30 protein-coding genes, 1 tRNA gene and 1 pseudogene are annotated in these 24,448 nt (G+C 66.7%); 14 read left to right on the top strand and 18 right to left on the bottom strand.

The genetic code is table 11. The features are described 5' to 3' along the window. Window positions 1-5: 5 nt before the first annotated feature. Genes ADBZ5N_RS06670 through ADBZ5N_RS06660 form a run of 3 tightly spaced genes read right to left on the bottom strand, consistent with a single transcriptional unit; the run spans window position 6 to window position 1,054 of the window. On the bottom strand, window positions 6-170 hold the full coding sequence (locus ADBZ5N_RS06670) for a hypothetical protein (protein ID WP_526256702.1): 165 nt from the start codon (window positions 168-170) through the stop codon (window positions 6-8). 44 nt (window positions 171-214) lie between these two features. Then, window positions 215-634, bottom strand: coding sequence for a hypothetical protein (locus ADBZ5N_RS06665; RefSeq protein WP_526256701.1), 420 nt, complete (start codon window positions 632-634; stop codon window positions 215-217). Between the two features lie 12 nt (window positions 635-646). Then, window positions 647-1,054, bottom strand: a complete 408-nt coding sequence (locus tag ADBZ5N_RS06660) for an intersectin-EH binding protein Ibp1 (RefSeq protein ID WP_526256700.1) — start codon at window positions 1,052-1,054, stop codon at window positions 647-649. Between the two features lie 138 nt (window positions 1,055-1,192). On the opposite strand from ADBZ5N_RS06660, the gene ADBZ5N_RS06655 reads away from it, so the two are divergent. Genes ADBZ5N_RS06655 through ADBZ5N_RS06645 form a run of 3 tightly spaced genes read left to right on the top strand, consistent with a single transcriptional unit; the run spans window position 1,193 to window position 4,022 of the window. After that, window positions 1,193-2,020, top strand: coding sequence for an SDR family oxidoreductase (locus tag ADBZ5N_RS06655; protein WP_526256699.1), 828 nt, complete (start codon window positions 1,193-1,195; stop codon window positions 2,018-2,020). A 7-nt stretch (window positions 2,021-2,027) separates the two neighbouring features. Then, on the top strand, window positions 2,028-2,522 hold the full coding sequence (locus ADBZ5N_RS06650) for a DUF427 domain-containing protein (RefSeq protein WP_526256698.1): 495 nt from the start codon (window positions 2,028-2,030) through the stop codon (window positions 2,520-2,522). Between the two features lie 6 nt (window positions 2,523-2,528). Then, complete coding sequence (locus tag ADBZ5N_RS06645; protein ID WP_526256697.1) at window positions 2,529-4,022, top strand: serine/threonine-protein kinase; 1,494 nt, start codon at window positions 2,529-2,531, stop codon at window positions 4,020-4,022. Between the two features lie 4 nt (window positions 4,023-4,026). Here ADBZ5N_RS06645 and ADBZ5N_RS06640 read toward each other — a convergent pair whose 3' ends face one another. After that, window positions 4,027-4,416 carry a hypothetical protein gene (locus tag ADBZ5N_RS06640; protein WP_526256696.1) on the bottom strand — a complete coding sequence of 130 codons (390 nt, stop codon included), beginning with the start codon at window positions 4,414-4,416 and terminating at the stop codon, window positions 4,027-4,029. Window positions 4,417-4,684: 268 nt separating this feature from the next. Here ADBZ5N_RS06640 and ADBZ5N_RS06635 point away from each other — a divergent pair, with 268 nt between their 5' ends. Both ADBZ5N_RS06635 and ADBZ5N_RS06630 read left to right on the top strand, forming a co-directional pair. Then, window positions 4,685-5,347: a serine hydrolase gene (locus ADBZ5N_RS06635; protein WP_526256695.1), complete on the top strand. Its 663-nt coding sequence runs from the start codon at window positions 4,685-4,687 to the stop codon at window positions 5,345-5,347. Window positions 5,348-5,408: 61 nt separating this feature from the next. After that, window positions 5,409-6,419: an endonuclease/exonuclease/phosphatase family protein gene (locus ADBZ5N_RS06630; protein ID WP_526256694.1), complete on the top strand. Its 1,011-nt coding sequence runs from the start codon at window positions 5,409-5,411 to the stop codon at window positions 6,417-6,419. Window positions 6,420-6,439: 20 nt separating this feature from the next. Here ADBZ5N_RS06630 and ADBZ5N_RS06625 read toward each other — a convergent pair. From ADBZ5N_RS06625 to ADBZ5N_RS06570, 12 genes are all read right to left on the bottom strand, one after another. Continuing rightward, window positions 6,440-6,511, bottom strand: a tRNA-Thr gene (locus ADBZ5N_RS06625). A 42-nt stretch (window positions 6,512-6,553) separates the two neighbouring features. Next, window positions 6,554-7,285, bottom strand: a complete 732-nt coding sequence (locus tag ADBZ5N_RS06620) for a hypothetical protein (protein WP_526256693.1) — start codon at window positions 7,283-7,285, stop codon at window positions 6,554-6,556. Between the two features lie 53 nt (window positions 7,286-7,338). Further along, complete coding sequence (locus ADBZ5N_RS06615; RefSeq protein ID WP_526256692.1) at window positions 7,339-7,755, bottom strand: HIT family protein; 417 nt, start codon at window positions 7,753-7,755, stop codon at window positions 7,339-7,341. Window positions 7,756-7,764: 9 nt separating this feature from the next. Continuing rightward, a complete protein-coding gene (locus ADBZ5N_RS06610) occupies window positions 7,765-8,532 on the bottom strand; it encodes an SDR family NAD(P)-dependent oxidoreductase (RefSeq protein WP_526256691.1) in 768 nt (255 codons plus the stop codon). Continuing rightward, entirely contained in the window at window positions 8,507-8,896 is a 390-nt protein-coding gene (locus ADBZ5N_RS06605) for a nuclear transport factor 2 family protein (RefSeq protein ID WP_526256709.1), read from the bottom strand. Before ADBZ5N_RS06605 ends, ADBZ5N_RS06610 begins: the two co-directional genes overlap by 26 nt. Before the next feature lie 29 nt (window positions 8,897-8,925). After that, a complete protein-coding gene (locus tag ADBZ5N_RS06600; protein WP_526256690.1) occupies window positions 8,926-10,056 on the bottom strand; it encodes an NDMA-dependent alcohol dehydrogenase in 1,131 nt (376 codons plus the stop codon). 84 nt (window positions 10,057-10,140) lie between these two features. Further along, a complete protein-coding gene (locus tag ADBZ5N_RS06595; protein ID WP_526256689.1) occupies window positions 10,141-10,695 on the bottom strand; it encodes a nuclear transport factor 2-like protein in 555 nt (184 codons plus the stop codon). Then, window positions 10,695-10,904, bottom strand: coding sequence for a ferredoxin (locus ADBZ5N_RS06590; RefSeq protein WP_526256688.1), 210 nt, complete (start codon window positions 10,902-10,904; stop codon window positions 10,695-10,697). The genes ADBZ5N_RS06595 and ADBZ5N_RS06590 overlap by 1 nt, the downstream gene beginning before the upstream one ends. Before the next feature lie 10 nt (window positions 10,905-10,914). Continuing rightward, window positions 10,915-12,270, bottom strand: coding sequence for a lanosterol 14-alpha demethylase (cyp51, locus tag ADBZ5N_RS06585; protein ID WP_526256687.1), 1,356 nt, complete (start codon window positions 12,268-12,270; stop codon window positions 10,915-10,917). Further along, on the bottom strand, window positions 12,267-13,085 hold the full coding sequence (locus tag ADBZ5N_RS06580; protein WP_526256686.1) for an SDR family oxidoreductase: 819 nt from the start codon (window positions 13,083-13,085) through the stop codon (window positions 12,267-12,269). Before ADBZ5N_RS06580 ends, cyp51 begins: the two co-directional genes overlap by 4 nt. A 6-nt stretch (window positions 13,086-13,091) precedes the next feature. Continuing rightward, the gene (locus ADBZ5N_RS06575; RefSeq protein WP_526256685.1) at window positions 13,092-14,288 is read right to left on the bottom strand and encodes a cytochrome P450; all 1,197 of its coding nucleotides are present in this window, start codon (window positions 14,286-14,288) and stop codon (window positions 13,092-13,094) included. Continuing rightward, window positions 14,281-14,895: a TetR family transcriptional regulator gene (locus ADBZ5N_RS06570; RefSeq protein ID WP_526256684.1), complete on the bottom strand. Its 615-nt coding sequence runs from the start codon at window positions 14,893-14,895 to the stop codon at window positions 14,281-14,283. Before ADBZ5N_RS06570 ends, ADBZ5N_RS06575 begins: the two co-directional genes overlap by 8 nt. A 167-nt stretch (window positions 14,896-15,062) precedes the next feature. On the opposite strand from ADBZ5N_RS06570, the gene ADBZ5N_RS06565 reads away from it, so the two are divergent. The 6 genes and pseudogenes from ADBZ5N_RS06565 to ADBZ5N_RS06540 all read left to right on the top strand — a co-directional run bounded on the left by ADBZ5N_RS06565 (window position 15,063) and on the right by ADBZ5N_RS06540 (window position 20,648). Continuing rightward, a complete protein-coding gene (locus tag ADBZ5N_RS06565; RefSeq protein WP_526256683.1) occupies window positions 15,063-16,529 on the top strand; it encodes an aldehyde dehydrogenase in 1,467 nt (488 codons plus the stop codon). A 29-nt stretch (window positions 16,530-16,558) separates the two neighbouring features. Further along, complete coding sequence (locus ADBZ5N_RS06560; RefSeq protein WP_526256682.1) at window positions 16,559-17,305, top strand: SDR family oxidoreductase; 747 nt, start codon at window positions 16,559-16,561, stop codon at window positions 17,303-17,305. Further along, window positions 17,302-18,150 carry an NAD(P)-dependent oxidoreductase gene (locus ADBZ5N_RS06555; protein WP_526256681.1) on the top strand — a complete coding sequence of 283 codons (849 nt, stop codon included), beginning with the start codon at window positions 17,302-17,304 and terminating at the stop codon, window positions 18,148-18,150. Before ADBZ5N_RS06560 ends, ADBZ5N_RS06555 begins: the two co-directional genes overlap by 4 nt. A 3-nt stretch (window positions 18,151-18,153) precedes the next feature. Then, window positions 18,154-18,498, top strand: a pseudogene (locus ADBZ5N_RS06550) (carboxymuconolactone decarboxylase family protein); the annotation flags it as partial. An 81-nt stretch (window positions 18,499-18,579) separates the two neighbouring features. Then, window positions 18,580-19,848 (top strand): phosphoribosylamine--glycine ligase, encoded by a 1,269-nt coding sequence (gene purD / locus ADBZ5N_RS06545; RefSeq protein ID WP_526256680.1) that lies wholly within the window; start codon window positions 18,580-18,582, stop codon window positions 19,846-19,848. Beyond that, complete coding sequence (locus ADBZ5N_RS06540) at window positions 19,845-20,648, top strand: maleylpyruvate isomerase N-terminal domain-containing protein (protein ID WP_526256679.1); 804 nt, start codon at window positions 19,845-19,847, stop codon at window positions 20,646-20,648. Before purD ends, ADBZ5N_RS06540 begins: the two co-directional genes overlap by 4 nt. A 58-nt stretch (window positions 20,649-20,706) precedes the next feature. Here ADBZ5N_RS06540 and ADBZ5N_RS06535 read toward each other — a convergent pair whose 3' ends face one another. After that, the gene (locus tag ADBZ5N_RS06535; protein WP_526256678.1) at window positions 20,707-21,534 is read right to left on the bottom strand and encodes an alpha/beta hydrolase; all 828 of its coding nucleotides are present in this window, start codon (window positions 21,532-21,534) and stop codon (window positions 20,707-20,709) included. 79 nt (window positions 21,535-21,613) lie between these two features. Here ADBZ5N_RS06535 and ADBZ5N_RS06530 point away from each other — a divergent pair, with 79 nt between their 5' ends. Then, on the top strand, window positions 21,614-22,222 hold the full coding sequence (locus ADBZ5N_RS06530) for a TetR/AcrR family transcriptional regulator (protein ID WP_526256677.1): 609 nt from the start codon (window positions 21,614-21,616) through the stop codon (window positions 22,220-22,222). A gap of 1 nt (window position 22,223) precedes the next feature. After that, window positions 22,224-23,210, top strand: a complete 987-nt coding sequence (locus ADBZ5N_RS06525) for an SDR family NAD(P)-dependent oxidoreductase (RefSeq protein ID WP_526256676.1) — start codon at window positions 22,224-22,226, stop codon at window positions 23,208-23,210. A 1-nt stretch (window position 23,211) separates the two neighbouring features. On the opposite strand, the gene ADBZ5N_RS06520 is transcribed toward ADBZ5N_RS06525, so the two are convergent. After that, the gene (locus tag ADBZ5N_RS06520) at window positions 23,212-23,937 is read right to left on the bottom strand and encodes a DUF429 domain-containing protein (RefSeq protein WP_526256675.1); all 726 of its coding nucleotides are present in this window, start codon (window positions 23,935-23,937) and stop codon (window positions 23,212-23,214) included. Between the two features lie 43 nt (window positions 23,938-23,980). Between ADBZ5N_RS06520 and ADBZ5N_RS06515 the strand changes: the two genes are divergently transcribed. Continuing rightward, a partial coding sequence (locus ADBZ5N_RS06515) for a lyase family protein (protein ID WP_526256674.1) occupies window positions 23,981-24,448 on the top strand: 468 nt, incomplete at its 3' end.

Genomic DNA, 24,448 nt, shown 5'->3' with positions numbered 1-24,448 from the left:
GACATCTACGCCTCGAGCTTTGAGGGTCCGATGCCGAGCATGGACAAGAAAACCCGGCACTCGTCGGCGTCGGTGGCGTAGGCGGCGACGACGCGCCGAGCTTGGCGGGCTGTGCTGTCGGCGAGGGGTTCGACGTCGTCGATGTCCGCGGCATTCGATTTCGGAGGCATGGATCAACCTTAAAGCACGCCCGGAGAGGACCCCGGGTTGGTTATTACGGGCTGCTCGACAGGGTCGAACGCGGTTGGACGGCCGGCATATCGGCCTCACCTTCGGCGACGCACGCCATCGACTGCCAGTAGCCGGTGCACGGATAGCCGTTGATATTGGGAACCAGATCAGCCCCGATTCCGGAGGCGGTGGTCGTGGTTTCCGTCTCGGTGTACCGCAACGGGACGTGCTCCAGATCGTCGCCGTCCCCGGTCGTCGTTACCGGCGCCATATTCGGGACGCAGTTGCCGTCCTGCATGACCTCCCCACCTTGGCAGCCGGCGGTGCCTTCGATCGGCACGGGTGCAGGGACCGGGACGGGTTCCGGACCGGGCACCGGCTCGGCAACCGCAGCCGGGGCGGCCAAAAACGCCACTACCGCGCTGAGCAAGCCCGCAGCCAGGGCGCGGGCGAGAGTCGTCATCGAGGCAGTCTCCTAAGGGGTCACACCGATCGGGACCTGCGGCAGCACCACACCGCCGGTGTTGGCCGGGTTGTTCTGCTGCAGGCCCAGGCACAGACCAGTGTTGCCACCTTCGCAGGGGATGCCATTGATCTCAGGGAGCTGTCCTACGTTGCCTGCGCCGGACTCGGTGAGCGATCCGGGCTGCAGGTCGGTGACACCGGGCTCGATGGGGTTGGTGGTTTGCGGTGCCACGTCGCTGATCGGCTTGCAGGCACCGCTGTTGGGGTCCAGGACCTCATTCGGCGGGCACTGCGCCAGAGCCGGGGCCGCGGGCCCGGCCGGGGTCGCCAGAGCGGCGACCAGGGGAGCCGCCGACACAGCGACGGCGAAGCCGCCGGCGATCAGCAGACGCTGCGCAAAAGTGGTGTGAGAAGACATGACCGTGCTTTCTGTAGTGAGGTGCTGTCGCCCGAGGCGCCAATAGCAGTCAACCTGGTCTGTCGACATTGCTGACGGGCGTGTTACATCCGATAGTAGTGCCAGTCCCGGCAGGCACCACCTGGCAGGATCCGCATCATGGATCTCTCGCTCACCGACCGGACCTTTCTGGTGACCGGCGGCGGCAGTGGAATCGGTCTCGGGGTCGCTGCCGGCCTGGCCCGGGCCGGCGCCCACGTCGTCATCGTCGGCCGCAACAGCGACCGGTTGGCGGCGGCGGCCGACCAGATCAGCGGCGATGCGAACGGTGCGGTCCGCGCCGCACCCGCGGATGTCACCGACGAAGAGCAGATCGCCGAAGCGGTGGAGTCGGCCGTCGGCTGGAACGGACGCCTTCACGGGGTGGTGCACTGCGCCGGCGGTTCGGAGACTATCGGGCCGATCACGCAGATCGACTCCGCAGCATGGCGGCGAACCGTCGACCTCAATGTCAATGGCACCATGTACGTGCTCAAGCACTCCGCTCGGCAGATGGTCCGCGCCGGCGGCGGCTCATTCGTCGGAATCTCCTCCATCGCAGCCAGCAATGTGCACCGGTGGTTCGGCGCCTACGGGGTGACCAAGTCCGCCCTGGATCATCTGATGATGCTGGCGGCCGATGAACTCGGCCCTTCCTGGGTGCGGGTCAACGGCATCCGGCCCGGACTGATCCGCACCGACCTCGTCCAGGTGATCCTGGATTCGCCGGAGGTCAGCGAGGACTACCGCAAGTGCACTCCGCTACCGAGGGTCGGTGAGGTCACCGACGTCGCCAATATGGCGATGTTTCTGCTGTCGGATGCCGCGTCGTGGGTCACCGGGCAGATCATCAACGTCGACGGCGGTCACGGCTTGCGCCGCGGGCCGGACATGTCGGCGATGCTGGAACCGGTGTTCGGGCCGGACGGACTGCGCGGCGTGGTCTGACGAGGCGATGCGACCACAACCGCAGACCCCGGGGCCCGGCCAGGAATCGGTCTGGGATTACCCGAGGCCACCCCGGCTCGAACGGTTCGACGGACGGATCACCGTCGAAATCGCCGGAGAGGTGATCGCCAGCACAGACACCGGTTGGCGGGTGCTCGAAACCAGTCATCCCCCAACGTATTACCTGCCCCGAACGGCTTTCCGGGACGCAGTCCTGCGGCCGGCCCAGGGATCGTCGTGGTGCGAGTGGAAAGGTCAGGCCCGCTACTTCGATCTCGTGACGCCGGCAAAGATCGCCCGCAAAGCGGCGTGGTGCTATCCGGATCCCACGCCGGGATTCGAACCGATCGCCGGCGCCATCGCCGTGATGGCCGGGCAGGTGGATCGCTGTACTGTGAATGGGGAAGAGGTCGTTCCGCAGCCCGGCGGTTTCTACGGCGGCTGGATCACCAGTTGGGTCGTCGGCCCGTTCAAGGGCGGCCCCGGCTCGATGGGTTGGTGACTCAGGATGCCGCTGGCTAATGGCGAGGTGTTCGCCGGGTACCAGATTCTCCGACCGCTGGGTTTTGGCGGCATGGGCGAGGTTTATCTGGTTGGCCATCCACGACTGCCCCGGCAGGATGCCCTGAAGATCCTGCCCGCCGGGATGTCGGCGGATCCGGAGTTCCGGGCGCGGTTCAACCGGGAGGCCGAACTGGCCGCCTCGCTGTACAACCCGCACATCGTGGGCATCCATGACCGCGGCGAATTCAACGGGCAGTTGTGGATCTCGATGGATTTCATCGACGGACCGGATGCTGGACGCTTGCTGCGGGAGCACTACCCCAACGGGATGCCGCCGCGGGAGGTCGCCGAGATCGTCGCGGCGGTCGGCGACGCCCTGGATTACGCCCACGCACGTGGTCTGCTGCACCGGGACGTCAAGCCCCCCAACATTCTGCTGACGAATCCGGAACGCGGGCGCCGTCGAATCGTTCTGGCCGACTTCGGAATTGCCCGCGATGCCGCCGAGACCCACGGACTGACCGAGACGAATATGACGGTCGGAACGGTGAATTACGCCTCACCTGAGCAACTCACGGGTTCCCGCATCGACGGTCGCGCCGATCAGTACGGCCTCGCGGCGACCGCCTACCACCTGTTGACCGGTTCGCCGATGTTCGGCAATTCCAACCCCGCCGTGGTGATCGGGCGTCATCTCAACGCTCCGCCGCCCAGGCTGGCCGACGTCCGCCCCGGCCTGGCAGCCGTGGATCCGGTGCTCGGCAGAGCGCTGGCCAAGAACCCGCATGACCGGTTTCCCAGCTGTACCGACTTCGCCAACGCGCTGCGATCCGCCGTCGAGGCGGTCCGGCCGCGAGCGCCCCTCCCGCCCTCGCCGATGCCGGTCCCGCCGGCGGCTCCATCGGTGGCCCCGCCGCCGCCCCGCCAGCAGCAGACCGCGATGCTGCCCGCCGACCTCGCGCCCGCGGAGATGCACGAGCCGCCCGTTGCGATTCCCCAACCGTCGCGCTGGCCCTGGGCGCTGGCCGGTGTCGCGCTGGTGATGTTGCTGGGTGCGCTGGTCTTCGCGGTGTGGCCCCGCTCCGAGCAGGCCCGGACCGCTCCGGCGACGACATCGACGTCGCGGCCGGCCACCACGTCGCCGACGATGACAACGACCACCACCTCGGCCGCGGCGGTGCCGGTGACGTTTGAGTCGATGAGGGAGGCGGTCACCAGTTTTTACGGGCAACTGCCCGCTGACGCCGCCGGGGCCTGGGACAAGCTGGATGCCAACTATCAGCAGCGCAACGGACGGGCCGACTACCTCGGATTCTGGTCGACGATCCAGTCGGTGTCGGTGCTTTCGGTGGCTCCGCGGGACGCCAACAGCGTCGTCGCCACCATTCGTTACCTGCTCAAGGACGGTCGCGTCGATACCGAGAACCGGTGGCTCAGCGTCGTCGCGCGCGACGGTCGGCTGTTGATCTACGATTCCGAGCGGATCGGGCCGGCGTAACCCGTCAGCGCGCCAGGTGGGGCCGGCAGAAGGCGCACAAGCCCGATCCGATGCTGGGATAGCCGCAGTACGGGCAGGTCCCGACCCGTGTCGCGGGTTGCAGACTGGCGAAATCGGTGTCGGACAGTCGGGTGTCGATAGATTTCAGTTGCTCGGCCAGCACGCATAGGCGTTCGCCGAGTCGGTCGCGCTCAGATTCCAAAGCGGTTCGCTCGCAGAGCCATTCCCCGAGAGCTACGCCGATTTGCGCCCCTCGGCCGCGCCAGGCCAGATCGGCCAGTCTGCGGTCCAGTGCGTCAAGGCGGGCCGCCAATCCGCGTAGCAGGTGGGTGAGCTGGTCGCGGTCGGCTTGCATCAGCGTCACCGGGTCGGGGTGAGTCGCGGCAGTTTTCACCTCGGCTCCTTCCCGGTCGCTGCTGACCATGCTGTGTGGCTGACGCCGGTGGGTAAGCTAGCAGGGCGGCCAGCAATCCGTCGAATTAATACGACGAAAGCACTGACCGGGCGCGCTTACGATGCGGCGATGCCGTCGCTGATTCCCCCGCTGCCCAGGCCTCCGCTGGGGCTGCCGGATCCACTGAGGCGCATCCACGTCCCCAAGGACCTCGACTCGGTGACGGACCCGAAGCCGGCGACCTGAAACCGCGCCGGGTCCGGGCGATGTGGACGGCGGCGCTCGAGTGGTACCGCAGCGGGGTGCATCCGGCCATCCAGATTTGCGTGCGCCGACCCGGCGCGGTGATCCTCAACCGGGCGATCGGTCATGCCCAGGGCAACGGCCCGGCCGACCGGAAGGACACCCAGAAGGTGCCTATCATCGTCGACACACCGCTGTGTGTATTCGACCTCCAAGGCGATCAACGCCTTCCTGGTGCACAAACTCATCGAGCGCGGCCTGCTCGAACTCCTACCACGCCGTCTCCGGCGGCTTCATCCTCGGCGGGATCGTGCACGTGGTGACGGGCAAGGACATTCGACAGGTACTGGCCGAGGAGTTCCTCGATCCGCTGGACTTCCGCTGGACCAATTACGGCGTCGCACCCGGTGAGGTCAAGAAGGTCGCCCGCAACTACATCACCGGACCGCCAACCGCACCACCGCTGTCCAACATGCTCACCCGCGCTCTCGGCGTGGGCATCGACAAACTCGTCGGCCTGACCAACGATCCGCGTTTCCTGACCGGGATCGTGCCGGCAGCCAACACCGTGGCCACTGCGTGGGAGTTGTCGCGGTTCTTCGAAATCATCCGCCGCGGAGGGGGTCGGCTAGGGCCTCACGTGATCGATCGTCGTGCGTCTTCGGCCGGCACCTGCGGATCTAGGTAACTGATAGCCTCCCAGTCGTCTTGCCGTCCACGTCACCCACAACCAGGAGGGCGCAGCCCGCGTGTCCAGGCAGCACCGTCATCGCGCCGGCCGTGCCCTGATGGCTGCCGTCGCCGTTGTGGCGCTGGTTTTCTCCGCGGTGGCCCTGATAGCGCGTACCCAGCCGGTATCGAGCATTCCGAGGTTAGTCCTCGCCGTGGGTTCGACATTCGTTCCCCTGGCCGCCCTGATTGGCCTGCTGCTGGCCGTGGCCGCCCGCCGACGCGTTCTAGCGATCTTCGGTGTTTTTATCTTCACCGCCACGCTGGCAATCCAGGCCAACTGGTATGTCGTCAGCAACCCGAAGAACCTCGCCGGGCCCGTCGCGGAAATCCGGGTGCTGTCGTCGAACTTGCGGTACGGCCGAGCCGAACCCAACGGCTTCGTGCTCCTGGCCAAGGGGAACGCCGATGTCATCACCGTGGCGGAATTAACCCCCGAAGCGGTCGAGCGTTTCAATCGGGCCGGATTGACAGAGGCGTTCCCGTACTCGCAACTGATTCCGGCGCCGGGTGCAGGTGGCATCGGTCTCTGGAGTCGCTATCCACTGACCGAGGTGACCGCGCCGCGTCGCCGCAGTGTTTCGATGCCCGGGGCGCGTATCGAGGTGCCCGGTGTCGAAGTCAAGCCGCTGGTTGCCAGTGTCCACATCCAGTCGCCGGTCTCCGGTGACACCGACACCGTCGAAGCCTGGAGTAACGGGATGGCCGGTGCCAAAGCGCAGTTGGACAACTTCGCGCGCGAGGCCGGTCCCGGCGCGGTGATCATCGGCGGTGACTACAACAGCACTCCAGATATGCGCCAATTCCGGGACCTGCTCACCAACGGCTACCGCGACGCCGTCGAACAACTCGGGGCCGGGTACGCCCCGACCTTCCGTGCGAACTCCGACATCCCGCCGGTGATCACCATCGACCACATCCTGACCCGCAACGCCGCGGCGAAGTCCATCAAGACAGTGACCGTGGAGGGTTCCGACCACCGTGCTCTGCTGGCCACCGTCGCGGTGCCGTTGACGCCGGTGAAACCCTGAGATCACCTGTCGTTCTTGGGAGCCCCCTGTCGGGATTGAACCGACGACCTTTCGCTTACAAGGCGAGTGCTCTACCACTGAGCTAAGGAGGCGCGACGGCCCGTTTCGCGGACCGCCCCCGACACCTTATCGGTTCACTCCCCGCGGACGCCGCGGTCGCCGTGGTCGTCGTCGGTCCCGAAGATGCCCAGCGGCCAGCGGCCGCGCCGCGGCATCGGGATCCGTTCGGCGATAGTGCTCAGCGGGTTGACCACCAGGGTCATCGCCACCACGGCCTCGCGCAAGGTTTCGATGGTCGGGGCGAGTTCCTCCATCCCGGGTGCCAGCCGGTTGAGGGAGTCGGTGACGGTGGCCAGTTGCTCCAGCGGTCCGTTCTTGGCGGTGAGTTTGTCCACGAGACCGCCCTCGGCCAGCAGCCGGTCGGCCACGCCGTCCTCGGCCAGGACCCGTTCGAGCACCCCGTCTTCACCGAGCAGTCGGTCCACCAAGCCCCCGGGCGCCAACGCCCGGTCCACCGCGCCGCCCTCGGCGGTCATCCGGTCCAGTACGCCATCGGGAGCCAGGAGTTTGTCCACCAGTCCGCCCGGTCGCAGCAGGCGGTCCACCGCGCCGTCGGTAGCCAACGCGCGGCCCAGTGGGGTGTCCTCATCGAGCAGCGAAGCGACGCGGTTGGCCCGCTCGATGGTTTCGTCGAGCCCGAACAGATGCGCCACCGACTCGCTGGGGGAGGGAACCGTGGCGTCCCCGAGGCCACGTTTAGCAAGGTCAAGCGCCGCTTCAGCCACCTCCAGGCCCGCGCCGGCCGCCGCGAGGCCCACCCGGACGGGGGTGGTCGCCATATCTGCCAGCAGCTTCGCGAAATCCATCTTGCAAGTGTAGGGCGGTGAGCCCGGGCCAGGGACTTTCCCGACCCGCCGGCTCAGTCCAGGTCGGCCAGCGCCGCTTTGATCTTGGCCTGTGCGGCATCCAGCGCCTCCGGCGCGGGATTGCGGTCGACGTTGGCGAAACCGAAGTCGGTGAGGTTGTAGGCCGGAAAGACATGCACGTGCAGGTGCGGCACTTCCAACCCCGCGATGATCACTCCCGCGCGCTGCGCGCCGAACGCGCAGCACACCGCCTTGCCGATCCACTGGGCCACATCCATCACCCGGTGGAACAGAGCCGGTTCGACGTTTTGCCAGTTGTCGACCTCGGCGCGGGGAACCACCAGGGTGTGTCCCGGCGTCATCGGTTCGATGGTCAGGAATGCCACCACACCGTCGTCCCCCAAGTCGTCCTCGTAGACGAACCGGCCCGGCAGTTCCCGGTTGATGATCCTGGTGAAGATCGAGGCCATGCGGCCAGCTTAGGGCTTATCCGCGGCCAGCATCCGGCCGATCTCGCCCACCGACCACGGTGGGGCACTGCGATGGTCGCGAAAGCCGAGGACAGCCGGCGACGGACGGCCGAACCGGCCGATGAAACCTCCTGCGGCGATGAATGTTTCGCCGGAAATGTGCTGCGATGAATCGGTGGCCAGGTAGGCGTAGATCGGAGCGGCGTACTGCGGGGCGGCCGGTTCCAGCGCGGCGGCAGCACTGATGTCATCGAGGATGCCGCGCCGGCGGAGGGTGTCGATGTGCTGTTCGTAGTCCGCGCCGGAGGACAGCCTGGTTTTGGCGCCCGGGCAGACCGCATTGACGCGCACCTTGTGTTCCCGAAGTTCGGCGGCCAGGGCCATGGTGAGCCCATTGACCGCCCCTTTGCCGGCCGGGTAGCCGGTGCCGCCGTAGTCCCCCAGGAAGGCAAAGGAACTCGTGTTGACGATCGAGCCGCCCCCGGCGGCGACCATCCGCGGGGCCGCCGCGCGGCAAGTCGCGAAAACCGTGCCGAGGTGGACGTCGAGCAGTTCGTTGAACTCCGCGCGGGTGATGCTGAGGATGGACGACCTAGCCGGTTCAGCGATCCCCGCGCAGTTGATCAGCGCACTGACGGCGCCGAACTCGTTCTCGCACAGGTCGATCAGCGCTTCGGCAACGGACTCCTGCGAGGCTGAACCGGACAGCCCGACGGCGCTGCGGCCAGCGGTTGGTAAGCCACCGGCCGAATCAGGCCTTACCGAACTGCATGGCATCCATGTTCCAGTAGCCGCGCAGGTTGGTGATCAACCCGTCGTCATTCACCCGGTAGCAGAACACCCCGCGGACCGTGCTGGTGAACCCACCCTCGAATTCACTTCGCAGCGAAAGGATGTAGGCGATCTCATTGGGGGAACTGGACGGGAAGGTCTCTTCACAGGTGACCGTGAGGCTGTTCTTGGCGATGTTGGTGTCATAGAACACCGCCGCGGCCTCTTTGCCGCGCACCCCGTTACCGTCCGGATTGGTGATGGCCTTGCCGATCGGGTCCTCGATGACGATGTCCTCGGCCATCAACCCCAGCCAGCCCTCACGGTCGTGGGACTGAACGCATCGCCAAGACGCCCGCGAGGCGGCCATGGCGGGGGTCAGCGACTGCTCAGTCACGCTTACCGGTCTTCGTCGCTGTAGCGGATGACACCACGGATGTTGCGGCCCTCCAACATGTCCCGATAGCCGTCGTTGATCTGCTCCAGCTTGTACTGCCGGGTGATCATGTCGTCCAGGTTGAGCCTGCCGGCCTTGTACATCGACAGCAGCAGGGGTATGTCGTAGTAAGGGTTGCCGCCGCCGAAGATGGTGCCCTTGATGGTTTTCTGCATGAGGGTCAGCATCGCCAGGTTAAGGGTGACGTTGGTGTCGGTCATGGAGCCGATGGCAGTCATCACGCAGGTGCCGGCCTTGGAGGTGATCATCATGTAGTTCTCCACGTCGGCGCCGTCCAGCTCGCCGACGGTCACGATGACCTTCTTGGCCATCAGGCCCTGGGTGACCTCTGCGATGCCCATCAACGCCGTGTTGAAGTCCTCGTAGACGTGGGTCGCGCCGAACTTCAGTGCGGCGTCACGCTTCCACTCCACCGGTTCGATGACGAAGACGTTGCGGGCGCCGGAGGTCACCGCGCCCTGGAGGGCCGCCATGCCGACTCCGCCGACGCCGACGATGGCGACGTCTTCGCCGGGCGTGATCTGAGCGGTGTGCGTGGCCGAGCCCCAACCAGTTGTGACGCCGCAGCCGACCAGGCAGGCCACCTCGAAGGGGATCGACGGATCGATTGGCACTACTGAGGATTCGTGCACCACCATGTACGGGGAGAAGGTACCGAGCAGGGTCATCGGGAACACCGGCTTACCGTCGGTGGTGTGGATCCGGTGGGTGCCGTCGGCGATGGCGACGCCGCCGAGCAGACCTGCCCCGAGGTCGCAGAGGTTGCGCAGGCCGGCCTGACATGACGGGCATTTGCCGCAGGACGGGATGAACGACATCACGACGTGGTCGCCGACGGCTACGCCCTCCACACCTTCGCCGACCTCGGTGACGATGCCCGCGCCCTCATGGCCGCCCAGAACAGGAAAGCCGAGCATCGGGATGCCGCCGGTCACCAGGTGGTGGTCGGAGTGACACATGCCGGAGGCTTCCATCTGGACCTTGACCTCGCCCGGCGCAGGGTCGCCGATCTCGATCTCCTCGATCGTCCACGGCTGGTTGAACTCCCGGATGAGGGCGCCTTTTGTCTTCACTGCAAACCTCCGCTGACGATGTGAGCCGATCTAGAACGTGTTCTCCGTCACGCCAGGCCATCCTATGACCTGACGGGTGTCAAGTCACCAGATGGGTACCGGCGCCTGCCCCAGCGGGTAGTAGCCCGGCAGCTTCTCACCGGCCAGGCTCCGCTGGATGCGTTCCTGCATGCCGGTGGACAGTTTTCCCACCTTCATCAGTTCCAGATACAGCTTCTGAACGTGGCCGAAGTCGAAGAAGTCGCGCTGCCACTCGATGAGAGCTGTGCCTTCGGTGTCGTTGAGCCGGAACCAACTGCCGCCGATCCCGTAGATCTCCTTGCTGGTTCCGTCGGCATCGGTGGCCACCTGCTTCCAGAAGCCGACGACCTCGCCGGTCTTCTCGTCGATGACCACCCTCTGGTAGGGGTAGGTCCAGCCCTGCAGGCCGGCCATCTCCAGACCCAGGGCGATCTCGCGTATCTCGTTCTTCCCGACGCACATCACGTCTTCTTTGGGCCCGATGTTCCAGCCGTAGGTGGCGTCCTCGGCGTAGAACTGCGCCAGCGGGGTCCAGTCGCCGTTACGCTCCGCCTGACGGTTGGTCTCCAGCCACCGCTCTACGAAGTCCTCTAGCTGATCGCGGGTCAGGGCGGCCATCAGTTCTCCTTCTCTGTAACCAAAAGTGCTCGGGTGGGGCAGCTTTCGACGGCGCGCTCGATCTCGGCCCGCGCGTCCTCGGGTGGCTCGGTGTCAAGGATCTCCACGGTGCCGCGCTTGGGGACCCGGAAGAAATCGGGGGCTTCCAGCTCACACATGGCATGGCCCTGACAAAGGTCCACATCGACGGTGATCCGATAGCTGCCCATGTTGTGATCCCTACGTGCTGCGCCGGCGATAGCGGACGGTGGCCGGTCGGGCGAGTTGGACGACCATCTTGGAGTGGTCGTTGCGGTAACTCTCCGGCGGCTGTGCCATCTCGAAGTCGTACTCCCGCAGCAACACTGAGAAGATCGCCTTGATCTGCATGGTGCCGAACGCCGCGCCGACGCACCGATGACGACCTGCCCCGAACGGGATCCAGGTCCAGCGGTGCAGCACGTCCTCCTCGCGGGGCTTGTTGTAGCGATCCGGGTCGAACGCCTCGGGGTCGGGGAAGTCCTCGGCGATCCGGTTGGACACCGCGGGGGATGCCGCGACGAAGTCGCCTTTGTGGATCGGGTGGCCCTGCACCTCGAATTCCCCCTGGGCCACCCGCATCAGGATGATCAGCGGCGGGTGCAGTCGCAGCGTCTCCTTGATGACGTTCTCCAGATTCGGGATCTGGCGCAGCGCATGAAAACTCACCTCCTGGCCGTCGGCGTAGAGATCGTCGAGTTCGGCCCTCACCGCGTTGTAGATGTCGGGGTGGCGCATCAATTCGATCAGCGTCCACGCCGATGTCCCGCTGCTGGTGTGATGGCCGGCGAACATCAGCGAAATGAACATGCCGGTGACCTCGTCGGCGGAGAACCGCAGATTGCCCTCATCGTCGTTGATGGACACCAACACATCGAGCATGTCGCGCCTGGCTTTGTCGTCGGGTGGGTTGGCGATTCGCTGATTCATGATCCCCTGCACCAGTTCGACCAATTGTGCGCGCGCCTCGTCGCGGATGCGGAAGCTTTCGATCGGTAGGTATGGGTCGACGTAGCAGAGTGGGTCTGTTCCGCGCTCGAGCAGGTGGTAGTACTCGGCGAAGCGGGAGTCGAGTTGCTCCCGGAACTTGCGCCCGATCAGGCAGGCCGTCGAGGTGTAGATAGTCAGTTCGCCGAAGAAGTCCAGCAGGTCGATCTCGCCGGTGTCGCCCCAGTCGGCGATCATCCGCCGGACCTCGCGTTCAATGGTGGTGGCGTGGCTTTTCATGTGGTCGCCGCGCAGGGCCGAGTTGTGCAGCATCTCCTTGCGTCGTTCCGGGCTGGCGTCGAACACCACACCCTGGCCGAAGATCGGCGTCATGAACGGGTATGCCTTTGCCTGGTCGAGATCCTCATCGGCGGCGCGGAAGAAGAATTCGTTGACCTGAGCGCCGGTCAGGAGAATGACCTTCTTGCCGGCCAACTGGAAGTAACCCACGTCGCCGCACTCAGTACGCAGCCGTGTCATCAGTCCGATCGGGTCGGTGCGGAACTCCTCGAGGTGACCGTGTTCGTCATCGCCGCCGGAGACCCGCTGGACTTCGTTGAGAGCGGTCACGGCGCCTCCGGGTATCGCAGTTGCTGACGTTCCTTCGGCGCGTCGGACAGTGGCGCCTCGGGTTGCAGTTCCATCGACACGACGAATCCGCCCCGTGGCGTCTCCGTGACGAAGGCGATGGCGCGGGCCAGATCGGCGGCGCGCAGGAAGAACGAATGGCGGGCCTGACCCCACTTCGCCCAGTCCTCCAGGGCCGGCGCGATGGTCTCCGGCGGCAGGCTCCAGCCCATCGCGGTCTGAGTCGGTCCGGGGTGGACGACCGAGGCGCGCACACCGGTTCCCTCAAGTTCCATCTGCAGGTTGGTCACCATCGCTAACAACCCCGCTTTGGCGGCGCCGTAGGCGCCCATGTGGGGACGCTGGCGTAGTGCGACGTCGGAGCCGACGAAGATGACATCACCGCGCTGGCGCTGAACCATCCCCGGCAGCACCGCGGTGGCCAACCGGTTAGCCCCGATCAGATGGATCTGCATCTGCGCTTCGAACTCCTCGGTCTCGGTCTCGTAGATCCGGCCGAAGAACGTGTCCCCGGCGCCGGCCACCAGGACTTCGATGTCGCCGAGTTCCTCGGTGGCACGGTGCACGAACTGCCGGACCGAATCAGGGTCGGTGACGTCCAGTGGCAGCGCCACCGCCTCACCCCCGTCTGCGCGGATCCGGGCGGCCAGTTCTTCGCACTTGTCCACCCGGCGTGCGCCCAGGGCGACGGGGAAGCCGCGCGCAGCCAGTTCGGCCGCGGTGGCCGCACCGATTCCCGACGAGGCGCCGGCAATGAGGGTGGGCCGGCGGGCCGGATGCGGATCGAAACGGGGCATCGGCGATCAGGCTTTCGTGACAGTGATCGGGAGATGGGCGAATCCGCGCACGCTGCTGGAGTGCACCCGTACCGCGGCGGAGGTGTCCACCTCGAAGCCGCTGATGCGGGTGAGCAGTTCGGTCAGTGCGACCCGGGCTTCCATCCGGGCCAGGTGCGCGCCGAGGCAGAAATGCGCACCGCTGCCGAAGCTGAGAAGTTTGGAGCCGATGTCGCGGCCGATGCGGAACTCATCGGGATCGTCGAAGACTCGCTCGTCGCGGTGGGCGGAGCCGGGCATCAGCAGCAGCGTGTCACCGGGTTGCAGTGTCGTGCCGTGGAACTCGATCTCTTCGGCGATAACGCGGGCCAGGATCTGACTTGAGGTGTCGTAACGCAGGGTCTCCTCCACCCACAGCGGGATGCGTCCATGATCGGCAAGCACGCCGTTGAGTTGGTCGGGATTGACGCCCGCCCAATACATGGCATTGCCCAGCAGTTTGGTGGTGGTCTCATTACCGGCGACCACCATCAGGAAGAGGAAGGCCATGATCTCGTCGTCGGCCAGTTTGTCGCCGTCGATGTCCGCCTCCAGCAGCGCACCGGTGAGATCGTCGGTGGGGTTTCGCCGCCGCTGCCGCACCATGTCGGCGTAGTAGGTCAACAACTCCATCGCCGCCACCAGAGCCGCCTGCGGGACGTCGGTGACGCCGTCCTCGCGGTGCATGACCGTGTCGGCCAGTGCGCGCAACTGGTGGCGGTCCTGGTGCGGCACCCCCACCAACTCCGAGATGACGTCCATCGGCAGCCTGCCGGCGAATTCGGTGATGTAGTCGAAGGAGTCGTTCTCCAAAGCGTTATCGAGATGCTCGCGGGTGAGCTGAAGAACCCGCGACTCCAACTCGCGGATCCGGCGGGGCGTGAACCCTTTCGACACCAGGGTCCGCAGTCGAAGGTGCCCCGGGTCGTCCATCGCCAAAAACGACATCGTCCGGTAGGCCTCGGGTGTGCGGGAGATCGGGTCGAGTGAGACACCGAGGCTGTTCGACAGGGCGGTGCTGTTGCGGAATCCGGCGAGGACGTCCGCGTGCCGGGTGAGTGCCCAAAAATTCAGATCGTCGTTGCGGTACAGCGGTGCTTCATCGCGAAGCCGCCGGTAGTACGGATAGGGATCCTCGTGGAACTGATAGTCATACGGGTCCAGGACAGGAGCGACCTCATCCATCGTCGCCTCCCAGGATCAGGCCCACCACGTAGCCAAGCCGGTCCGCGATCTGCCGATAGGTGAATGCACCACTGCCGGCGTGCACCAACGCCCCGAAGTAACTCATCTCGAGGGCGGCGACCGTCCGTGCGTCGCCCTGCGGGCCCAGCGCGGACGGGCCCAGCGCGGACGGGCCCAGTGCGGACTTGATCCGCTTGTGGATCTCCGCGCCGATGCGGTCACGGACCGGCCGGACCGCGTTGTCATTGCTCAGCAGAGCGGTGGTGCAGGCCGCCGCGACCTCCGGTTCGTCGGCGACGACCAGTGCCAGGCTGCGCAAGACCTGCTGCACCCGGCTCAGACGGGTGTCGTTGACGTCGGTGAAGAAGGGCACCTGGCGAACCAAGTCCAGGTACACCTCGGCAATCAGATGATTTTTCGACGAGAAGTAGGTGTAGGCCGTCGCGGGGGCCACGTTGGCGCGGGCTGCGACCGCCCGCACCGTCAGGTCGGCGTATGACGACGCGCGCAGGGTGTCCAGAGCTGCGAGCACCAACTTGCGGAAGGTCTCCTCCTGCCGCGGCCGGCGCCCGTCGTGAGCGGCGGTCACCACGGCTTCCCTGGACACGTGTCCAACGTAGTGAAGGGTGCTGCGCCGACGCAAGCGCAGGCGAGGAATGAGCACCTAAGGGCACGGACACTGATGCCGACCTTGCACCCACGCGGAGACTGCCGATAGTGTCTGTTCGGACGGCAATCGGACAGGTGTCCACAGAGTTCAGGGCGGGAGTCGCGATGGCGATAGCAGCCGGACGCAGCAGCGATCTGTTCATCGACGGACACCTCGTTTCCGGCCGTGCCGGGCGCTATCCCAACATCAACCCGGCCACCGAGGAGGTGCTCGGCACCGCCGCCAACGCCAACCTCGCCGATATGGACCTTGCCATCGGGGCGGCCCGCCGCGCCTTCGACGGGGGCGATTGGTCCACAGACACCGGCCTGCGCGTGCGGTGCATCCGTCAACTCCGCGATGCCATGCGCGGGCACATCGAGGAACTGCGTGAGATCACCATCGCCGAGGTCGGTGCACCCCGGATGCTGACCGCCGCAGCCCAACTGGAGGGCCCGGTGGACGATCTGTTGTTTTCTGCAGACACCGCTGAGAATTACTCGTGGCGAACCGATCTCGGCGTCGCCTCCCCGATGGGCATCAAGACTCGGCGCACCCTTGTTCGCGAGCCGATCGGCGTCGTCGGAGCCATCACCCCGTGGAACTTCCCGCACCAGATCAACCTCGCCAAGATCGGACCGGCATTGGCGGCCGGGAATACCGTGGTGCTCAAACCTGCGCCGGACACCCCCTGGTGCGCGGCGATTCTCGGCGAACTGATTGCCGAGCACACCGACTTCCCGCCGGGAGTGCTCAACATCGTCACCTCCGATGACCATGAGGTCGGCGCGATGCTCACCAGCGACCCGCGCGTGGACATGGTGTCGTTCACGGGGTCCACCACAACCGGCCGTGCGGTGATGGCCGCCGGCGCCCCGACGATCAAGAAGGTGTTCCTCGAACTTGGCGGCAAATCGGCGTTTCTCGTTCTCGACGACGCCGATCTGTCCCCCGCCTGCTCGATGGCGGCGTTCACCGCGTCGATGCACGCGGGACAGGGATGCGCGATCACCACCCGCCTGCTGGTACCGCGGGCCCGCTATGACGAGGCGGCAGCTGCGGCCGCCGCCACCATGGTGGGTCTCAAACCGGGTGACCCGAACAAACCCGGAACCATCTGCGGCCCAGTGATTTCGGCGCGCCAACGCGACCGGATTCAGTCTTACCTGGATCTGGCGGTAGCCGAAGGCGGATCGTTTGCCTGCGGTGGCGGGCGCCCGTCCGATCGTGATCGCGGCTTCTTCATCGAACCCACGGTGATTACCGGCCTCACCAATGATGCCCGGGTCGCCCGGGAGGAGATCTTCGGGCCGGTCCTGACCATCATCGCCCACGACGGGGACGACGACGCCGTGCGGATCGCCAACGACTCGCCCTACGGACTGTCCGGGACGGTGTTCAGCGCCGACCCCGAACGCGCGCAAAAGGTGGCCTCCCGCCTGCGGGTCGGCACCGTCAACGTCAACGGCGGGGTGTGGTATTCCGCGGACGTTCCCTTCGGGGGGTACAAACAGTCCGGCGTCGGCCGGGAGATGGGCCTCGCCGGGTTCGAGGAGTACCTGGAAATCAAGGCGATCGCCACCGCGGTATGAGTGGGGCGCAGTCTTGGCAAAGGAGGGACATGCAATTCACTGACAAGGTGGCGATCGTGACCGGTGCGGGCGGTGGCATCGGCCAGGCCTACGCCGAAGCACTCGCCCGGGCGGGCGCGGCCGTGGTGGTGGCCGATATCAACACCGACGGGGCCCACCAGGTGGCCGCCGGCATCACCGCCGACGGCGGCAGCGCGATCGCCGTCGGGGTCGACGTCTCCGACCCCGATTCCGCAGCCGCGATGGCCGACCGCACGACGGCTGAGTTCGGCGGCATCGACTATCTGGTGAACAACGCCGCCATCTTCGGTGGGATGAAGTTGGACATGCTGCTCACCGTCGACTGGAATTACTACAAGAAGTTCATGAGCGTCAATCTCGACGGCGCGCTGATCTGCACCCGCGCGGTCTACAAGAAGATGGCCGAGCGGGGCGGCGGCGCGATCGTCAACCAGTCTTCGACCGCCGCCTGGCTGTACTCCAACTACTACGGGCTGGCCAAAGCCGGGATCAACAGCCTGACCCAGCAACTGTCGCGGGAACTGGGCTGGCAGAACATCCGGATCAATGCCCTCGCGCCGGGGCCGATCGACACCGAAGCCAATCGCACCACCACCCCGCAGCAGATCGTCGCCGATATCGTTTCGCGTATCCCGCTGAGTCGGATGGGGCAGCCCGAGGACCTGGTCGGGATGTGCCTTTTCCTGCTGTCCGACGAAGCCCGGTGGATCACCGGGCAGGTCTTCAATGTCGATGGGGGACAGATCATCCGATGACGCAGCCCCTTCTCGGATACATCGGACTCGGCAGCATGGGCGCGCCGATGGCCCGCCGACTGGTGGGTTGGCCCGGTGGACTGGTGGTCCACGACGTGCGCAGTGAGGCCGCAGTGCCCTTCGCCGAGTCCGGTGCCACCGTCGCGGCCGCCGTGGCCGACGTCGCCGCCGCCGGCCTGATCAGCGTCACGGTGCTCGACGACGCCCAGGTACGCGAGGTGGTTGCCGAACTGGCACGACACGCTTCGCCGGGAACCGTCATCGCGATCCACTCCACCATCGCCGACACCACCGCCGCCGAACTGGCCGATCACATTGCCCCGCAGGGCATTGCTGTCATCGACGCCCCGGTCAGCGGTGGGGCCGCAGCGGCCGACAAGGGCGAACTGGCCGTCATGGTGGGTGCATCCCGCGAGGTGTACGACCGCGTCAAACCGGTCTTCAAGCAGTGGGCATCACTGGTGATCCACGCCGGCCAACCAGGTGCCGGAACGCGGATGAAATTGGCCCGCAACATGCTCACCTTCACCTCCTTCGCCGCCGCCTGTGAGGCCATGCGACTCGCCGAGGGGGCGGGTATCGATCTGCAGGCCCTCGGCCGGGTGGTGCGCCACACCGACTCGCTCACCGGGGGAGCGGGTGCCATCATGATCCGCGACACCATGCACGAGATCGAACCGGGGCACTGGCTGCATGACACTTTCACCCACACCCGCGGCCTTGGTGAGAAGGACCTGAAACTAGCTCTGGCACTCGGCGATTCAGTGGATGTCGATCTACCGCTGGCACAGATTGCGCTGCGCACCCTGGCGGCCGGGCTGGGTGTTCCGCACGGAGAGGACTAGAGCATGGACGAACTGCGCCGCAAGGGTCTGGACAAGATGAAAGAGGTCTACGGCTGGGAGATGCCGGACCTGCCCGGGGACTACTTCGCGCTGACCGTCGACCACCTTTTCGCCGACATCTGGAGCAGGCCGGGGCTGTCCATGCGCGACAAAAGGCTGATCACCTTGTCGGTGGTGACCGCGCTGGGACTGCCCGATCTTGCCGAGATTCAAGTCAACGCCGCCCTGGGAAACCAGGAGATGACCGAAGCCGAGTTGCGGGAAATGGCCGTCTTCATCACCCACTACGTCGGTTTTCCTCTGGGCTCGACGTTCAACACCGTGGTGGAGAAGGTGATCGCCCGGCGGGCGAATAACTCGGTCTGATCGCTGCCCCGCCGCGGAGGTTCGTCGGCATGTGGCTGCGGCCACGCCTTAGGGTGTGACATCGTGCGCGTCCTTGTGATCGGATCCGGTGCCCGCGAACACGCCCTGTTGCTCGGGTTGCGTCGGGACCCGGCCGTCGACTTCCTGGCGGTCGCCCCCGGCAACGCGGGGACCGCCGCAGTGGCCACTCACTACGAGGTGGACGTCACCTCACCCGAGGAGGTCCGCGCACTGGCCGTTCGTGTCGCTGCCGACCTGGTCGTGATAGGACCCGAGGTGCCCCTGGTCCGTGGAGCGGCCGACGCGGTGCGCGCCGCCGGGATCGCCTGCTTCGGGCCGTCGCAGGACGCCGCACGCATCGAAGGTTCCAAGGCCTTCGCCAAAGATGTGATGGCCGCCGCCGGGGTGCGCACCGCAGCCAGCGAGACCATCGACGACGCCGCCGATCTGGACGCTGCCCTCGACAGATTCGGACCGCCCGCCGGGCAACGGGCATGGGTCGTCAAGGACGACGGACTGGCCGCCGGCAAGGGTGTGGTCGTCAGTGCCGACCGCGCTGCCGCCCGGGCGCACGCCGCGGAGGTGTTGGAGTCGGGAAATCCGGTGCTGCTGGAATCTTTTCTGGACGGTCCCGAGGTCTCGCTGTTCTGTCTGGTCGACGGGACGACCGTGGTGCCCTTGCTTCCCGCGCAAGACTTCAAACGCGTCGGCGACGGGGACACCGGTCCCAACACCGGCGGTATGGGCGCTTACGCACCGCTGCCTTGGCTGCCCGAGACGCAACGAGGCGCCATCGTGCGTGACGTCGTCGAACCCGTCGCCGCGGAAATGGTGCGCCGCGGCTGCCCGTTCTCCGGGCTGCTCTATGCGGGCCTGGCCATCACCCGGGACGGGCCCGCCGTCGTCGAGTTCAATTGCCGTTTCGGCGATCCGGAAACCCAGGCGGTGCTGGCTCTGCTGGAATCGCCACTGGGGGCGTTGCTGTACGCGACCGCCACGGGGGCGCTGGCGGACTTCCCGCCGTTGCAATGGCAGGACGGCTACGCCGTGACGGTCGTGCTTGCTGCGCACAACTACCCGGGCAGCCCACGCGTGGGTGATGTGATCACCGGTGCAGATGGTGACGGAATACTGCAGGCCGGCACCGCCCGCCGTAGCGACGGGACGGTTGTTTCGGCTGGCGGGCGGGTGCTATCGGTGGTCGGCACCGGGGCGGATCTGGATGCGGCTCGCGACGCTGCCTATCGCCGGTTGGCGGGGATCGGCCTGCCGGGCAGTCATTTCCGCACCGATATCGCTTTGGCCGCCGCCGGTGGCCGGATCGCATTGTGATCGAACGGCTTTCGGGCCCGCCAGTGATCGAGCGCCGCGCAGCCTTCCGGGCGCAGCGCGCGGACGTGCTGAACTTCTGTTCGTCATTGGGCCCGGCGGACTGGCGGATGGACAGCCGTGCGGAAGGCTGGAGCATCACCGATGTGGTGGCTCACATGGGGGCGGGCTGCCACGCCATGTTCAGCCCAGCGATGTTCACGATCATGCGGGCCGAGGCCGTCGAGCGGGCCAACGATCAGTTGGTCGACGCCCGGCGCGATCGAACACCCACGCAGGTGTTAGGCGAATACCGCAGGTGGAGCAGAGTTTTTGGGGTATCAATCCCTGTGATGGCCGGGTCACCGCTGGCCCGGGTGCGGTTACCGATGGGTGATTTGGGCCGCTTCCCGATGGGGCTGCTGCCCAGCGCATTGGTCTTCGACCACCATACCCATCTGACCCATGACATCGCCCCGGCGTTGGGTCGCCAGGTCCCCGGGGTAGATGCGAATCGGATGGCCGCGGTGGTGGAATGGATGATGGCAGTGCTGTCCAACCAACTGGCGGCCGCCAAGTCGGCCGGGTTTGACCTTCCGCTGTCGATCACGCTGAGCGGACCCGGCGGCGGATCGTGGTCCGTGACGGCCGCCGGAGCCGGTGTCGCGGCGCCGGGGGAGTCGGGGGCTTGCCGGATCACCGCTGTTGCAGCGGAGTTCCCGGAATGGGCTACCCAACGGGCGGATTGGCGGGACCGCGACGTCCGCATCGACGGTGACCTCGACTACGCCGCGGCCTTCCTGGATTGGGTGAACGTCGTTTGATCCCCCGGTTTGATCTCGTGCGGTTTGATCTCGTGCGGTTTGATCTCGTGCGGTTTGATCACGCGGTGAGCAGCGGCGCCAACCAGGCGATCTGACCGGGCAGTTGCGAACTCCAGAAACGGGCGTCATGCCCACCCGGGGAAAAGCCGCCCGCCGGTGGGCTGGGTAGCTGCGCGATGAATGCCTTGGTGGCGGCGGCGAACGGGTCGTCATCTCCGCAATCGACACGCAGCGGGATCGACCCCAGCGCCGGCAGGCCGAAAACGGTGTTGGCGGCGAAGTCCTGCGGACTGTCGAACGCTCCGGGGGCTGCTGCACCCGGGGAGAGCCACAGGGCCGGGCTCACCGCGCAGATCGCAGCAGTGCGGGCCCGACCGAGTCGCGCGCCGAGCAGCAGTGCGCCGTAACCGCCCATCGACCAGCCCAGGAAGCCCACCCGCGCGGTGTCCAGGCCCTGCCGGGCCAGCATCGGGATGAGCTCATCGGTGACCATCGCACCCGCGTCCTCCCCGGAGGCGCGGCGGTGCCAATAGCTGCCGCCGCCGTCGACGGCGACCACCGCCAATGGCGGCAGGCCCGCCGCGGCCGCCTCGGCCAGACCCTGCTCGACGCCGCCGCCCATCACCGTGGCCGCGCTGCTGCCCTTGCCGTGCAGGGCGATCACCGGTCGCAGTAGACGGTTCGCGCCCGGCGGGCGGGCGATCGCCCAATTGGTCGGGATGCCGCCGCGCGCGGCGGAGATGAAGCTTCCCTTGATCATTGTGTTCGGGGTGGGCGTCGGCGGGTCGGCCCGCACTGCGGGCGACTTGGTCAGCGCGCCGAACGCCGCGACACCGACCGCCGCGCCACCCAGACGCAGAGCCGCTCGGCGAGAGGTGTCGGGCACGACAACATGGTGTCACCCCGGAAGAACAGGGTCACTTGTTCGGGCAATCCGCAATCCGGTCCGGCCTGCGACTGGCAGCATGGCCAGGATGACCGCAGCGGTGACGCCGAAGGGAGAGCGACGGCGGTCCGCCCTAGTGTGCGCGGCCGCTGAGTTGTTGTGCCAGGGCGGATTCGACGCAGTCACCCACCGGGCGGTCGCTGAGCGCGCCGGTCTGCCGTTGGCATCGACCACCTACTACTTCTCATCCCTGGAGGAGTTGATCGAGACGGCCGTCGAATACCTCGGGACAACGGAGGTCGCCCAGTTACGGGATCGGGTCAAGGCACTGCCGCGTCGGCGCCGCGGTGCTGAAGCCGCTGCAGATCTCCTCGTCGATCTGCTCGCCAGCGAACCGGATCGAGAGCAGCTGATCTCCCGCTACGAGCGCTACATCGCCTGTGCCCGTCACCCGGCGATGCGCGGTGTCGAGCGCCGACTGCTCAAGCAGCGGGTGGACGCGGTGGGTGAGGCCATGGCCCGCTCAGGCCGCCGGGCCCGGCCGGACATGATGACGGCGCTGCTGTACTCGGTAGACGGAGCGGTGGTTTCGGCCCTGGTGGATGACCAGGATGGGCCGCGGGAGAGCGTTCGTGCCACTCTGGTTGGTGTGATTGACGTGCTGGCGCCTATCGACCAACAAATCTGACATGGGTCTGGCTGATGTCACCCGACCGGTAACCGGGATCCTCGACGGCGCGATGGACCGCACACTAGTGCTCGGTTACACGCGGATTGGCTCCGGACTGCGTCGCCGTTGGTGGCCGGCTGACCCCGCACCGGACGCCATGGTGGGCAAGCGGGTCGTCGTCACCGGCGCCACCGCCGGAATCGGTCTGGAAATGGCCCGCTCCTTTGCCAGGCTCGGTGCCACCGTCCATCTGCTCGGCCGCAATCCCGACAAGGTCAGCGGCTGCGTCGCCGCCATCGGAGAGGAGGTGCCCGGCGCAGATGTCGTTGGCGAGGTGTGTGACGTCTCCGACCTCGAGGCGGTGGCGAACTGGACCACCGACTTCTCTAACCGGGTTCCCGCCCTGGATGGCCTGGTGCACAACGCCGGCCTGATGCCCAAGGAACGCATGGTCACCCCGCAAGGTCATGAACTGCAGTTCGCCACCCACATCCTGGGGCCGCACCTGATGACCGAGCGGTTGCTGCCGCTGCTGCGGGCCGCCCGCGGTGCGTCGGTGGTGTTTGTTTCCTCCGGGGGCATGTACAGCACCCCGTTGGTGATCGACGATCTCGAGTCCACCCAGGACTACAACGGGGTCCGAACCTACGCGCGTACCAAACGCATGCAGGTGGTGCTGGCCGATGCCTGGGCGCACCGTGTGGCGCGCACCGGCATCAAGGTCGAAAGCATGCACCCCGGCTGGGTGGACACCCCCGGCGTGGCTGAGTACCTGCCGCGGTTCCGGGTGATCACCAAGCCGCTGCTGCGCGACTTGGCTGACGGTGCCGACACCGTGGTCTGGCTGGTGGCCACCCGTCCAGCGTCCAAACCCGGCCACTTCTGGCATGACCGGGCGCAGCGACCCACCACGTTCGGCTGGCAGCGTCCCGGCAACGCGGCCACCGTGCGGCGGTTCCTGCACCAGCTCAGCGAACTGACCTCCACCTCCAAAGCCTGGACGTAGTTCACCGCAGCGCCGGGGTGACGATGCACCCGGTGGCGATGTCGCCGTAGACCGTGATGTCCGCCGGCCGTGCGTGCGCATAGCGGGCGATGTAGGCGCACAGCACCGCATCGACCGGATCCTCTGCGCGTCGCAGCTGCGCTTTGCCGGTGGCGGTCCGGACGGTGTCCTTCAGCGTGTCCCAGGCTGGGCCGGCGAGCTGAAGGCTAGGAGTGGCCGATCGCAGGTCCTCAAGAAATCCCATGAGCCGCAACAATTCCGACTGCAGAGCGCGGAAGTCGCGTCCGGGTTTCTGCTTGTACTTCAGCGTCTTGTCAAGGCCGAACAGCGCCACGCTGGCCGCGTGCGGGTATACCTCGAAAGCGCGGCGGCCGGCCGTCGAGCAGGGATCGAGGTCCAGGCGTAGTTCGGCGCACAGGCGGCCCCCGCGACCACCGTCGGCGAACCAGGCCAAGCCGGTGTTGGCCGGGTGTGCCCCGGCGTCGAAACGGCGAAAGTCGCGGTTGAGGGCGGCTTCACAGGGCCGGTTGCCGCTGGGATTGGTCACCACCAGGGGGGCGTCGATGGCCACCACGCATTCGCCGGTGACGTAGGGCCGCAGCTGGGTGAGAACGTCGTCGTCGCCACCGGCCACGCCCACGTGGCACAGCGACCCCGTCGCATCCAGGACGGCGACACCGGTCGGGCTGCGCTGGCCCCAGGCCAGGTCGACTCCGACGTAGTGCACGGGACAAACTGTAGGCGCAGGCCGAACCGTAAGCTCTCTGCTCGTGACCGTTCCGAACGTCCTGGCCAGCCGCTACGCCAGTGCCGACATGGTTGCGATCTGGTCCCCCGAGGCCAAGATCATCGCCGAGCGGCGGTTGTGGCTGGCCGTGCTGCGCGCCCAGCGCGAACTCGGAGTCGACGTCCCCGAGGCGGCGCTGGCCGACTACGAACGCGTGCTCGAGCAGGTGGACCTGAGCTCCATTGCGGCCCGCGAGCGGGTGCTGCGCCACGACGTCAAGGCCCGCATCGAGGAGTTCAACTCCCTCGCCGGCCATGAGCAGGTGCACAAGGGCATGACCAGCCGGGACCTGACCGAAAACGTCGAACAACTGCAGATCCGCCAGTCATTGCTGCTCGTGCACGCCCACGGTGTGGCCGTCGCCGCCCGGTTGGCCGAACATGCCGCGGCCTACCGCGACCTGGTGATGACGGGGCGAAGCCACAACGTCGCCGCCCAGGCCACCACGCTC

Origin of the sequence: Mycobacterium sp., from assembly GCF_044370595.1 — a bacterium.
GTDB lineage: Bacteria > Actinomycetota > Actinomycetes > Mycobacteriales > Mycobacteriaceae > Mycobacterium.
The sequence above is the reverse complement of the archived record's forward strand: the minus strand, read 5'-3'. Positions and strand labels throughout refer to the sequence as shown.

Bases quoted from the DNA above. Each gene is read 5' to 3' on its own strand.
- ADBZ5N_RS06670 (WP_526256702.1), bottom strand. From the start codon at position 170: ATGCCTCCGAAATCGAATGCCGCGGACATCGACGACGTCGAACCCCTC.
- ADBZ5N_RS06665 (WP_526256701.1), bottom strand. From the start codon at position 634: ATGACGACTCTCGCCCGCGCCCTGGCTGCGGGCTTGCTCAGCGCGGTA.
- ADBZ5N_RS06660 (WP_526256700.1), bottom strand. From the start codon at position 1,054: ATGTCTTCTCACACCACTTTTGCGCAGCGTCTGCTGATCGCCGGCGGC.
- ADBZ5N_RS06655 (WP_526256699.1), top strand. From the start codon at position 1,193: ATGGATCTCTCGCTCACCGACCGGACCTTTCTGGTGACCGGCGGCGGC.
- ADBZ5N_RS06650 (WP_526256698.1), top strand. From the start codon at position 2,028: ATGCGACCACAACCGCAGACCCCGGGGCCCGGCCAGGAATCGGTCTGG.
- ADBZ5N_RS06645 (WP_526256697.1), top strand. From the start codon at position 2,529: ATGCCGCTGGCTAATGGCGAGGTGTTCGCCGGGTACCAGATTCTCCGA.
- ADBZ5N_RS06620 (WP_526256693.1), bottom strand. From the start codon at position 7,285: ATGGATTTCGCGAAGCTGCTGGCAGATATGGCGACCACCCCCGTCCGG.
- ADBZ5N_RS06615 (WP_526256692.1), bottom strand. From the start codon at position 7,755: ATGGCCTCGATCTTCACCAGGATCATCAACCGGGAACTGCCGGGCCGG.
- ADBZ5N_RS06610 (WP_526256691.1), bottom strand. From the start codon at position 8,532: ATGCCATGCAGTTCGGTAAGGCCTGATTCGGCCGGTGGCTTACCAACC.
- ADBZ5N_RS06605 (WP_526256709.1), bottom strand. From the start codon at position 8,896: ATGGCCGCCTCGCGGGCGTCTTGGCGATGCGTTCAGTCCCACGACCGT.
- ADBZ5N_RS06595 (WP_526256689.1), bottom strand. From the start codon at position 10,695: ATGGCCGCCCTGACCCGCGATCAGCTAGAGGACTTCGTAGAGCGGTGG.
- ADBZ5N_RS06590 (WP_526256688.1), bottom strand. From the start codon at position 10,904: ATGGGCAGCTATCGGATCACCGTCGATGTGGACCTTTGTCAGGGCCAT.
- ADBZ5N_RS06580 (WP_526256686.1), bottom strand. From the start codon at position 13,085: ATGCCCCGTTTCGATCCGCATCCGGCCCGCCGGCCCACCCTCATTGCC.
- ADBZ5N_RS06575 (WP_526256685.1), bottom strand. From the start codon at position 14,288: ATGGATGAGGTCGCTCCTGTCCTGGACCCGTATGACTATCAGTTCCAC.
- ADBZ5N_RS06565 (WP_526256683.1), top strand. From the start codon at position 15,063: ATGGCGATAGCAGCCGGACGCAGCAGCGATCTGTTCATCGACGGACAC.
- ADBZ5N_RS06560 (WP_526256682.1), top strand. From the start codon at position 16,559: ATGCAATTCACTGACAAGGTGGCGATCGTGACCGGTGCGGGCGGTGGC.
- ADBZ5N_RS06555 (WP_526256681.1), top strand. From the start codon at position 17,302: ATGACGCAGCCCCTTCTCGGATACATCGGACTCGGCAGCATGGGCGCG.
- ADBZ5N_RS06530 (WP_526256677.1), top strand. From the start codon at position 21,614: ATGGCCAGGATGACCGCAGCGGTGACGCCGAAGGGAGAGCGACGGCGG.
- ADBZ5N_RS06525 (WP_526256676.1), top strand. From the start codon at position 22,224: ATGGGTCTGGCTGATGTCACCCGACCGGTAACCGGGATCCTCGACGGC.